Annotated in this window: 1 protein-coding gene and 1 pseudogene; both read left to right on the forward strand. The window is 43.9% G+C overall.

What is annotated here, in order from left to right:
• A partial coding sequence (locus ASJ81_RS14860) for a carbon monoxide dehydrogenase beta subunit family protein (RefSeq protein ID WP_275112565.1) occupies window positions 1-314 on the forward strand: 314 nt, incomplete at its 5' end.
• A 24-nt stretch (window positions 315-338) separates the two neighbouring features.
• Window positions 339-594: pseudogene (locus ASJ81_RS14865) on the forward strand (CO dehydrogenase/CO-methylating acetyl-CoA synthase complex subunit beta); the annotation flags it as partial.

The raw sequence follows: 594 nt of genomic DNA on the forward strand, positions 1-594 counted from the left end.
CAACCGGCAGCTCAATGCCTGGCTTTGTTGACAAGGATGTAGATGCCAAGTACATTAACCTGCACCAGCTCGGCTTTTATGTAACTGACCCTAACTGGCCAGGGCTTGATGGAAACGGAACTTATGACACACTCATTGTTTTAGGGCACATAAAATACTATATTAATCAGGTATTGTCCGGAACAAAGAACTTTTCAGATGTAAAAGCAATAGCAGTTGACAGAAACTACATCCAGAATGCAACGATGTCTTTTGGAAACTTGAGTAAGGCAGACCACTATGCTGCCCTGGATGAACTTATTAACGCATTATAATTTGGATTTAGGAGGCAAAATATAATGGCAGAATTCCCATTTGAGATTTCCCCAATGTTTGAAGGAGAAAGAGTAAGAAAGGAAGGAATGTTTGTTGAACTCGGCGGCCCGAAATCCCTGGGTCTGGAACTTGTCCGTGCCAAAGCCATGGACGAGATTGAAGATGACAAGGTTACAATCATCGGTCCGGACCTCAAAGAGATGGAAGAGGGCAAAACCTATCCCTGGGCAATGATCTTCAACATCGGTGGAGAACTTGTAGAGCCTGACCTTGAGTCTG

Source organism: Methanosarcina spelaei, from assembly GCF_002287235.1.
Taxonomy (GTDB): domain Archaea; phylum Halobacteriota; class Methanosarcinia; order Methanosarcinales; family Methanosarcinaceae; genus Methanosarcina; species Methanosarcina spelaei.